Annotated in this window: 9 protein-coding genes; 4 read left to right on the forward strand and 5 right to left on the reverse strand. The window is 44.2% G+C overall.

The genetic code is table 11. The features are described from left to right. Nucleotides 1-64: 64 nt before the first annotated feature. Genes lpxK through FBF61_RS32640 form a run of 4 tightly spaced genes read left to right on the forward strand, consistent with a single transcriptional unit; the run spans nt 65 to nt 6,673 of the window. Nucleotides 65-1,102, forward strand: a complete 1,038-nt coding sequence (gene lpxK / locus FBF61_RS32625) for a tetraacyldisaccharide 4'-kinase (RefSeq protein WP_138485187.1) — start codon at nt 65-67, stop codon at nt 1,100-1,102. A 25-nt stretch (nt 1,103-1,127) separates the two neighbouring features. Beyond that, nucleotides 1,128-3,113, forward strand: coding sequence for a putative porin (locus FBF61_RS32630; protein ID WP_138485188.1), 1,986 nt, complete (start codon nt 1,128-1,130; stop codon nt 3,111-3,113). A gap of 24 nt (nt 3,114-3,137) precedes the next feature. Then, nucleotides 3,138-3,731, forward strand: coding sequence for a MiaE family protein (locus FBF61_RS32635; protein WP_138485189.1), 594 nt, complete (start codon nt 3,138-3,140; stop codon nt 3,729-3,731). 35 nt (nt 3,732-3,766) lie between these two features. After that, on the forward strand, nt 3,767-6,673 hold the full coding sequence (locus FBF61_RS32640; protein WP_138485190.1) for a PD-(D/E)XK nuclease family protein: 2,907 nt from the start codon (nt 3,767-3,769) through the stop codon (nt 6,671-6,673). Between the two features lie 57 nt (nt 6,674-6,730). Here FBF61_RS32640 and FBF61_RS32645 read toward each other — a convergent pair whose 3' ends face one another. The 5 genes from FBF61_RS32645 to FBF61_RS32665 all read right to left on the reverse strand — a co-directional run bounded on the left by FBF61_RS32645 (nt 6,731) and on the right by FBF61_RS32665 (nt 10,167). Continuing rightward, nucleotides 6,731-7,543, reverse strand: coding sequence for a type 2 periplasmic-binding domain-containing protein (locus FBF61_RS32645; protein ID WP_138485191.1), 813 nt, complete (start codon nt 7,541-7,543; stop codon nt 6,731-6,733). A 77-nt stretch (nt 7,544-7,620) separates the two neighbouring features. Further along, the gene (locus tag FBF61_RS32650) at nt 7,621-8,199 is read right to left on the reverse strand and encodes a T9SS type B sorting domain-containing protein (protein ID WP_138485192.1); all 579 of its coding nucleotides are present in this window, start codon (nt 8,197-8,199) and stop codon (nt 7,621-7,623) included. Between the two features lie 331 nt (nt 8,200-8,530). Then, entirely contained in the window at nt 8,531-8,881 is a 351-nt protein-coding gene (locus FBF61_RS32655; protein ID WP_138485193.1) for a hypothetical protein, read from the reverse strand. A gap of 75 nt (nt 8,882-8,956) precedes the next feature. Then, nucleotides 8,957-9,667 (reverse strand): hypothetical protein, encoded by a 711-nt coding sequence (locus FBF61_RS32660; protein WP_138485194.1) that lies wholly within the window; start codon nt 9,665-9,667, stop codon nt 8,957-8,959. Next, the gene (locus FBF61_RS32665; protein ID WP_138485195.1) at nt 9,664-10,167 is read right to left on the reverse strand and encodes a hypothetical protein; all 504 of its coding nucleotides are present in this window, start codon (nt 10,165-10,167) and stop codon (nt 9,664-9,666) included. The genes FBF61_RS32660 and FBF61_RS32665 overlap by 4 nt, the downstream gene beginning before the upstream one ends. Nucleotides 10,168-10,307 lie beyond the last annotated feature (140 nt).

Consider the following 10,307-nt stretch of genomic DNA (forward strand, 5'->3'; position numbering starts at 1 on the left):
TTTGCGGTGTCAGATTTTTTAGGGGCACAATATTAGGCAAAAAATACGTAATTATGCACCAGCAATGGGAGAACATAAGTGGATAAAACTTGTACTGATGCCGTTTTCGTGGCTCTACGGTCTGATTACCGACCTGCGAAATCTCCTTTACGACCACCGCATTTTTTCGTCCCGAAGACCTTCCCAGTTTGTCTTTTCGGTTGGTAATCTTACAGTTGGCGGCACCGGCAAAACACCGGTAGTCAATTTTCTGGCTGACTTGCTTTCACCCTCCTACCCGATTGCGCTGCTGAGCCGCGGGTATGGAAGAAAAACCAAAGGATTTGTGCTCGCAAGTGAAAAATCTACGGCTGCCGACATCGGCGATGAACCTTTGCAGCTTTATAACAAACTCAAAAAGTCTGTGGTGGTCGCAGTTTGTGAAGACAGGGCCGAAGGTGCTGCAAAAATTGCAAGGCTATACCCCGACCGTGAAATGCTGGTACTCGATGACGCCTTTCAGCACCGCGGCATTGTTCAGGATGTAAAAATATTACTGAATGATTACAACCGGCCTTTTTACGAAGATATGCCGTTTCCGGCCGGGCGGCTCCGGGAAAACCGTAAAGGCGCCAAAAGGGCAGACGCCATTGTAGTAACCAAATGCCCCGCCGGGCTGGATTCTGCTGAAACAACCGGGATTACAGCGAAACTTCGTCAATACTGCCGTCCCGAAATCCCGATCTTCTTCTCACATACCGCGTATTCGCAGCCGCTCAGCTTTGAAGATGTGCCTGTTACGTTAAAGAATGTTAAAATGGTGGCAGGGATCGCCGATCCGGGGCCATTCGGTGTATATCTGGGCGAACGGTTTAACGTTACTGATAAAGTCATTTTTCCCGATCATTATAATTACAAGCCCGGCGATGTGCAAGAACTGCTTAAGAACTTAAAAAACGATACTTTTGTGGTAACAACCGAAAAGGATATGGTCAAATTAAAACCCCTTGCTGAACAATTGGGCCTGTGCGAAAGGTTTGCTTACGTACCCATTGCGATTCATTTTGAAAACGATAACGATCGCTTTTCGGAATGGGTCAGACAGATTCAACGACCTTACTAAAAAGGGCTGAACGATAGTTTCCTCTATGAGAATTGCTTTTTATCTGATACTGTGTGTTTTATCCAGCTTCATTTTCATCCAAACCAATGCTACGGCTCAGGTCAGGCTGCCCGGTGGTATGCAGATGCCAGGGGGGGGTGGCGGCTCGGGAGGTAGCGGCGGCGGTGCAAAGGGAGGAGCTATTCTCGACGACAGTACCAAAAATATCTACGGCCCGAAAACGACCCGGCATTATTTTGAAAATGACATACTGAACAATCGTGACTCGGTAAGATACCTGGTCGATACCAACCTGACGAATTTTAACCGGTGGACGCCGGTTGACCGCTCATGGGGAAAATTGGTAGACCTCGGGAATACGGTCACTGCATCCCGGAACCTGTTTTTCCAACCCCGCGAAGAGATCGGCACCCAGCTTGGCCTCCGTGCATACGACGCCTACGCGATCAAGCAGGACGAAGTGCAGTATATGGACACCAAGTCGCAGCATACCGAGCTTACTTTTGTGTCGGGACCGCGGAAAACATCCCTTGGCCGCTTCGCCTACACACAAAATGTCCATTCCAGATTTAATTTCGGGCTTCGTTTTCAGCGACTTACGTCCAGCAAACAATACGGTTTTGTAAATACCATTAATTCCGGCGCACTACTGGGGCAAAACTGGAACCTGCTGGCGCACACCAGCTTTTTTTCCAAAAACAAAAAATACCTGATCCTGGCACATTACCGGCACATGAACACCAAAGTGCGTGAGCAGGGAGGCGTAATTCCTGAGGTAATTGAAGGGGTAACGAACAAATACACCTACGATGGCGCGGCTAACCTCAGCGATGATGCCAATTCATGGGAACGGCGCCATGTGTTTCATGTATACCAGCAATACCGGCTCGCAAATGGCTTCCAGCTTTTTCAACAGGTCGACTACCAAGGCACCAAAGACCGTTTCACAGACAAAGCAATTGCCCGCGGACTGGAAAAAGGGATTTACCCGATAGCAAAGTTTGATCCTGACACCACCCGGCAAAGTATCTACTTCAAACTCTTCGATAACAAGGTCGGCATCAAGGGCTATTATTCCGGGTTCAATTACCGGGCTTACGTCCGCCAGCGGTTTTACGGTATGCGGGGCCAGGCGCAGCTGGGGAACAGTTTGGGCTACCCCTACACAACCTACCGGACCGGCCTGCAGTTTGACAATATCCTGGGAGCGTGGCTGGGCTATTATCTCAAAGATTCCACCCAATATCTCACTGCCGAGGGCGATATTAACCTTGCCAAAAATGTGGAGTACAAGCTGAAAGCAGAATTGAACACCAAATGGGGAAAGGCTGGTTTTCAGAGCATTCAAACCGCTCCCGACCTGCTGACGCAACGTTATCTGAGCAACAATTTTGAATGGAGAAATAATTTTGATCCAACTAAAGTCCAGACGATATACGCTTCTCTGCCGCTCAAAACCAAAAAAATAGAGTTTGTCCCGGAGATACAGATCCATCAGGTCAACGATTATATTTATTATGACACCGTCGCGACGCCCCGTCAGCTTAATTCCGGCTTCAGGCTACTGAGGCTCGGATTTAATTCGTCGATCCATTTAAAAAGATGGAATTTCACCACAATGGGTTACATGACGCTGAATGACAACAAGGACGTAATCCGCATACCGACCTATTTTGCGAGCGGGGAAGTCACTTTTGACTTTGTTTATGCCAAAGTGCTTTTCATCCAGCTTGGCCTTACCGCCAGATACCGTTCTTCTTATTTTGGAGATGCCTATATGCCGGTTACCCAGCAGTTTCACCTTCAGGATGATTTCAGACTTGGCCAGAATGTGGTGGTTGACGGATTTGCCAATGTCCGCATCAAAAGGGTAAGACTGTTCTTCAAAATGTCCTACCTGAACCAAGGTGGCCAGTTCGGCCTTTTCCCCGAGGGATACTATGTTACACCCAATTATTTGGGACTGGCCAGATCATTTTCATTCGGTGTCAACTGGCCGCTGTTCGATTAATTGCCAATTTAAACTGAATATGTCATGTCGCTAACCACCCTTGGCCTTGAATTGCCGACTGATCCGCGCTGGACAAATATTGCAGCCATGCAGATCGGTGAAATCCTGATTGATCACGCTTATTGTGAACAAAAAGCTGCATCGAGCTGCATATCCCTCATCGTGCATTATCCCGAAAAAGCCAGGCTAGTGGAAGTGCTGACGCCCATAGTCAGCGAAGAATGGGGCCATTTTCAAAGGGTTTTGAAAGAACTAAAAAAAAGGGATATCCCTCTGGGAAGGCAACGGAAAGACGAATATGCCGGCCAGCTGCTCCAACTCATACGTAACAAAGGAAACCACGAAGAGGCATTGCTTGACCGGCTGTTGATCTGTGCGTTGATCGAAGCGCGTAGCTGCGAACGTTTCAAACTGCTTTCCGAGGCACTGGAGGATGAATCCTTACAAAAATTTTATCGCGAGCTAATGATATCGGAAGCCGGGCATTACCGTACTTTTATTGAACTGGCGGAGGCTTATCTTCCTGCGCAGCAAGTGAGGACGAGATGGAAGGAGTTTCTTCATGCCGAAGCCGAAATCATGAAATCGCTTACACCCAGAGGTGACCGGATGCATTGAATCCGAACCTGTCAGGCAGAAAATCTAACACGTTGATGCAATCATTCCTAAATCTCGTCGCCCGCCATATCCTCGATCACCACGCATCCCTGGAAAAGGTAAGCATTGTTGTGCCTACCCGACGGGCCGCTTTTTTCCTTGTGCAGGAGCTGGCAAAAGAAACGAAGGAGCCGATGATGAGCCCGCAGGTAATGGCGGTGGACGATTTTGTAGAGAGCATTTGCACCCTGGATATTGAAGATCCTGTCCATCTGCTTTTTGATTTATATGAAACATTCAGGGAAATTGATCCGGACGTACAGTTTGACCGGTTTATGGGCTGGGCTTCGGTACTGCTGAGTGATCTTGATAAAATTGATCAGTATCTGGTCAAAACCGACTATCTCTTCGATTATCTCTCCGAGGCCCGGGCGATTACGCGCTGGCAGGAAAATTTGCCGGATGGCAAAACACTGCAGACCGAAGGTGGCGCGAAACAGTATTTTTCGCTGTTTGAAAACATCAAGCTGGTCTATTCCTCATTCCGAAACCGGCTTTTGCAAAAAGGTAAAGCATACCGTGGTATGGCATACCGGGAGCTGGCGGAAGATGTAGATATTCTGTTGCTGAGAAAAGCAGATCAGGAAAAGATCTATTTCACAGGTTTTAATGCTTTTACAGAATCAGAAAAGGTCATTATCAGTGCACTGATCAAGACGGGCAAAGCGGAGGTACTCTGGGATACCGACCGTTACTATATGACAGAAAATACCGGTGTCGAAGCCGGGAAGAGTTTGAGGGAATATCAGAAAAGCAAGGCGTTCGGTGCATGGAACTGGACGACGGACCATTTGCTTACTTCTGAAAAGAATATTACCATTTACGGCGTACCCAACGCTACCTTGCAGACCAAGGTAGCCGGGCAGTTATACAAGCTGATCAGAGAAGCCGAAGATCCGGAAAATCCGGTTTCCACTGCGATTGTACTTGCGGATGAAAACCTCCTGCTACCGATGCTTTATTCGCTGGACGAAACGGTTAAAGATCTGAACGTCACCATGGGTCTTTCGATGCGAAACTCGTTGTTATACACGCTTATCGACAGCATTTTTGAATTGCAGCAGAATGTAGTTGAATTCAGGAACAAGAGCGGCAAGACCATCAGGATACCGAAATTCAGTCATAAATCGATTGACAAAATTCTGAACCATCCCTTTATACGCCACTACGAGCATGTGGCGCTGGACAGCCTTCCGGAAGGTCAGACGATCATTCAGAGGACTTTGTTTGAGATCACGAATAACAACCAGGTTTTTCTTAGCTCCGAAGAATTATTACTGGCGGGAGACAACCATCCTTTATTTAAAATCCTGTTTACACATTGGCAAAAAAACAACCCCAAACAGGCCATAAGGGCATTTTACGAGCTGATTGAGCTACTCAGGGAGGTTTATAAAGATTACAAAAATGCGTTGGAAACGGAGTATCTGTACCTGTTCTATACGCTGCTAAAACAATTTGAACAGACTATTGAGGAGAAGTCCGAGCTTATTACGCTGAGGACCTTAAGGTCGTTTATGTTCGAGCTCATCAGGCAAACCCGTATTCCCTTCAGTGGCGAACCGGTGAGTAATCTTCAGATCATGGGAATGCTGGAAACCCGGGCACTTGATTTTGAAAAGATCATTATTTTATCACTCAATGAAGGGATGCTTCCGCAAGCAAAAAGACAGAATTCACTGATCCCCTTCGATGCGGCCCAGGCGGTTGGCCTGCCTACGCACCAGCACCAGGAAGCGGTGATGTCTTACCATTTTTACAGATTATTGCAGCGCGCCAAAGAAGTTCATATTCTGTATACCAGTACCAATGATGCCGTTGGCGGCGGTGAGAAAAGCCGTTTTATCCGCCAGGTGGAATATGAGCTTTCGCAATACAACCCGCTGATCCACATTGAAAACCGGACCGTCGTTTTTGAAAACAGGCTCCATACGGAATTCGATGAAGTCATCAGGAAAGACGATGCGATGATCTCGGCAATCCGTGAATATCTGGATACAAAGGGGGTCTACCCTACGCACCTCAATGAATTCATCCGCTGTTCCATGCAGTTTTATCTCAAACATATTGTTGGTGTGGAGGAAAAAGAAGAGGTGGAAGAAGAACTGGGAATGGATAAGATCGGCACGTGGCTGCATGCTGCCCTGGAAAGGCTCGACCAGGAGTTCTTTCTGCTTGACACCGACCCTTCCGAGGAGCAGATCAAATTGGTATTGCGGGAAGAATTTGACCGTCGGTTCCGCGGATATGTTACCGACCTGGGGTTAAACAGGATTTACTACCAGATCGGCGAACAACAGATACTGACCTTCCTTAAACACCACATGGCACAGGTGCCGAGAAACAAAGTACTCGCAGCCGAGCAGCCTTTACGTGTCAGGACACAGTTTATTCTTCAGGGAAGTTACACGCCCGTCAGGATTGGTGGTAAAATCGACCGGATCGAACTCAGCGAAGACGGCACCTTGTATGTGATGGATTACAAAACCGGGAGTGTGGAACTGACCGGCAAACAAAAACTGGCGGACCCGATAAAAAGGGAAGAAGTCATTCGCACCGACCCCGACCGGAAAATGGGGTACGTCCGGCAATTGTGGATGTACGAATACCTGATGTACCGGAAAATGCTCGATGATAAAGGTTTGAACCTTCAGAATAAAACTTACGCTTTCGGAGATTATGCTGTAAAATCCGGGTTTTATTCTTTCCGCGACCCCAAAAACCTGATCGCTAATCCATTGGAACTGACAGAAGGACTAAACCCTTCCGACTTTCTCATAAAATCAGAACTTATCCTGACCGATATTCTGAATGTCCTCCTCGACCCGGATGTCCCCTTCCGGAAAACAGACGATCTGAATGTTTGCAAGTTTTGTGATTTTGTTGGGATTTGCGGGCGATAGGGTTAGATTCGTTTTAGTGAAATACCTCCGGCGATCCCGGCCAAGTTATTTGCTAGATCAAAGCGGCTCATAATTCAATAAAACTGAAAAGTAACCGGTATTAAAGGCATTATTCATCATTGAACCATCAAGTCCTTCCACAACACCGTTCAAATTGAGATCCGATGCTAAATAATCATCAAAAAGTCCCTGATTGAAAGCTTTCACCACGATCGTGTTGTCAACACCGTCAACCACATAATCCTGGTTTACGTCCGCAGGCCACATTGCCCATTTCCCTTCTATAACTCCCATTTGAGGAGGATCACCGGGTACATTGTAGGCCATCGCCAGCGAACTTGTAAAATCATAATTCACTGTGCCTGAGACAAAGGCCAGAATAGCATTACCCATGATCGCAATATGATTGCGGTGCTTCACTACGATATGAACCGGGACAACCTCCGCAAGGAATTCAGGTAGTGTACCGTCCGTGTCAATCACACTGCCATTGGTTTTTAAAAGGAGGCTTCTCGATTGTAATATCGCTGCCGGATTGATTGCACTGCGGACTTCTATTTTTACCCAATCCACTACTTCTCCCGTCACGGCCGCCGGATTTGAAATATTATTATAAACTACACCGCTCCCGTACGGGTCGATTCCCGGCAGCAATCCGGAACTGGGACCATAATAAATCTGCAGGTCGTTGGCCATGTTCGGCTTTCCCGCCCGACACGCGCCTCGCAGGTAAACTTTTACGTTTAGTTGCACGAGCGCGCCATCGAGTTTCCGGCTTATCCGGTTCCCTGCTTCATCATACGTAAATTTGATTTGAGCGGCGGCAACATTATAAATCAACAATAGTGTTGTGATAAATTTAATCTTCATTGTTTCAATTGTTTATGTACAGCGTATATAGTTTGTTTTCCGTGTAAGATTAAGATCGCGGGCGATAACTTATTGATCTATTGGACACATTCCTTTTCCAAATTGAGAGCGGCTTTATCGACATCCCCATTTTTATCTTCCTGAACCGGGTAGTAACATCCCTCTTTTGTCCTGAACACGTCCATTTCTTTTCTGCACGGAATGGCGCACGCCTCTCCTTCAATGATACTCATTTTCCGCTGCTGATCGAGTACTTCCATCCCGTATCGGAAAGCTCCGCTGTAAAGCGTGCCGTCGCGGCGTTTGCCGTCCCACGCATACTCCCTCAACTTCCTGACATCCAAAAAAGTGACATGATGCAATACGGTGTCCTTTCCTGGCGTGAGCACCGTAAAATTGACTAACGTCAGCACTTCCGAATTGACGGACGGAATAAACACATCATTAATGCCATCTCCATTAGGCGTAAATACATTGGGAATATAAATGCTGGTTTTCTCGCTTTTAAAAGTAACTGGCTGAGTCCCGCAGCAAGATTCGTAACCTTCGGGAATTGCATGTAAAATTTCGGTAGAATTTTGAGCTTCGCAATTTGCTAAACTTGCAAAAATTGAAAGTAAAACAAGTTTAATTGCTAGTGTGTTTTTTGTTTTCATGATTTGATAGCTGTGCGATTATTTTATGTGATCTGAAACTGAAAATACTCAAAGAAAAAAATACTAAGATTCTGCAAATTTTTTGATTATGTTCATAAGATAATCAACCTTTCCTATCCAGTGTTGACAAAAGGTACAAGAGAAAATTCATCAAAGCAAAACTAATGTCCCATCGGCCGAATTCGTTAAGCAAACGGCCGAATCATTTTCCAACAAGCAATTTGCTACTCACAAAAATCATAGTCTATATTGGTTAACGGTCGATTATCAAGAGAAGTTTTGATGTACTTTACTTCCATATCGACTGTTAAAATTCATACTTCCGATATCCCTATACTTCATTGGGTATTTCGGTAATCACTTCTCTTATAAAAAGAAACCCTAAAAAGTGATTAAGTCCACCCCAAGACAATTTATCCCTTACGACAAATGACCTACTTAGTGCGCTGGGAATAATACCAATAATCGCTTCATTAGACTGATTAAACAGAAAGCTGGTCTCGCTACTGATCATTTTTATAAAAAAACAGGAGGAAGCATTTTCCGGATCTCTCCATGAATAAAACAAGAAATTACCCTGCAATTGATTTGAAATAATTTTATTGATCTTTTTCTCTAAAATCATATCCACTTTAAACCATAAAAGGTTTTTGAATTTATCTGTACTTACTAAATTTTCCACTATTAATTATTAAAGACATGAATAACTATTTTGACTCTATTAAATGAATTTAGATTGTAGACAAGTACAGTTCCGTCACTTACCTTTCCTCCAAACACGATATTCCTTTTCATCACACCAAAACCATTTACGCTTTTTCAACCAGCTTTTGTTTGGATCGGGAAGACTATCGTACTCGACAAAATTTCCATAGGTTTGAAATTCCTTTGGATTCTTGGATTGGTATCGCTTTAAATCTGCATCGGACATTGGATCGTCCCATGTAAAGCCTATTCTTTGCAGAGTATTTTTGTTAATTATTTTAAACCAAATCTCTCCTTTATTGCTGGACATACTGTGCAGAGGTTCAACAAATTGAGCTTTAATTGTGTCTTCGTTGATAAAATAGCTTCCACGAAAGCCGTAATGAAGAATTGGGTCAAAATTCATAATAAACTGACCATCAGTATAAAATACATAATTGTAATAGCTATTACTAAGAGTTAGGGGTGGAGGATATCCTGACATTCCGTAAGTTGAATCATGAAATGAATAATACCCTTTTGAGTAAATTTTTGTTATTTCCAGATTCTTAGTAGCTGTGTAGCAATATTTGGAAAAAGTAAAGCTATCTCTTGATTGTCGGGATGGATGACAACACAGAGCGAAAATACTAACCCAGAATATTAAATTGACAATTGTAATTTTCATAATTTTCTCCTCTATAAGGAATACCGATTGTAATAGCCACTTTGGAACATCATTCCATATTTGAACGTCCGATTTTAGATCAACATCTTTGGTCATTTGCTTGCTTTAAAACTACGCTTCCAAATCTTGTATTCCTTTTCATCACACCAGAACCATTTGCGCTTTTTTAACCAGCTTCTGTTTGGATCGGGAAGACTGTCGTATTTGATAAAATGGCCATTAATCAAATGTCCATTTGAGTCTTCAGATTGATATTTTTCTAAATCTGAATTGGACATTTCTTTTTCCCAAACCAAACCTATCCTTTGTAGAGTTTTTTGATTAAGTATTTTAAACCAAATTTCTTTCTTCCCCCAGGTCACATTAGGTGGAGTAGCAAAGGCAAGTGCTTTTACCGTGTCATTAGTTACAAAGTAACTTCCCCATACGAAATAGTCTTTATCATTATCCGAGAAAATAGCAAATTGATTGTTATCAAAAAAGATATAATTTTCTCGAAAATTGCTTAGGCTGTTACGAGCGGGATAACCAGAAAATACATAGCTAGAATCGTGAAAAGAATAGAATCCATTGTGATTCAATGTTGTTTCTGGCATAGAATTGGTGCTATGACGTGGTTCCGTTTTGGTTTACACTTTTGCGGGTTAGTAAATATTTAACTTCTCAATTCTCACCCAGTTTGCCGATAGTATTCTGCCTCGAAGGCAGCAGGATTCAGATAGTTTAAAGAAGAATG

This window comes from Dyadobacter bucti, from assembly GCF_005869225.1.
Classification (GTDB): Bacteria; Bacteroidota; Bacteroidia; order Cytophagales; family Spirosomataceae; genus Dyadobacter; species Dyadobacter bucti.

Bases quoted from the DNA above. Each gene is read 5' to 3' on its own strand.
- lpxK (WP_138485187.1), top strand. From the start codon at position 65: ATGGGAGAACATAAGTGGATAAAACTTGTACTGATGCCGTTTTCGTGG.
- FBF61_RS32630 (WP_138485188.1), top strand. From the start codon at position 1,128: ATGAGAATTGCTTTTTATCTGATACTGTGTGTTTTATCCAGCTTCATT.
- FBF61_RS32635 (WP_138485189.1), top strand. From the start codon at position 3,138: ATGTCGCTAACCACCCTTGGCCTTGAATTGCCGACTGATCCGCGCTGG.
- FBF61_RS32640 (WP_138485190.1), top strand. From the start codon at position 3,767: ATGCAATCATTCCTAAATCTCGTCGCCCGCCATATCCTCGATCACCAC.
- FBF61_RS32645 (WP_138485191.1), bottom strand. From the start codon at position 7,543: ATGAAGATTAAATTTATCACAACACTATTGTTGATTTATAATGTTGCC.
- FBF61_RS32650 (WP_138485192.1), bottom strand. From the start codon at position 8,199: ATGAAAACAAAAAACACACTAGCAATTAAACTTGTTTTACTTTCAATT.
- FBF61_RS32660 (WP_138485194.1), bottom strand. From the start codon at position 9,667: ATGACCAAAGATGTTGATCTAAAATCGGACGTTCAAATATGGAATGAT.
- FBF61_RS32665 (WP_138485195.1), bottom strand. From the start codon at position 10,167: ATGCCAGAAACAACATTGAATCACAATGGATTCTATTCTTTTCACGAT.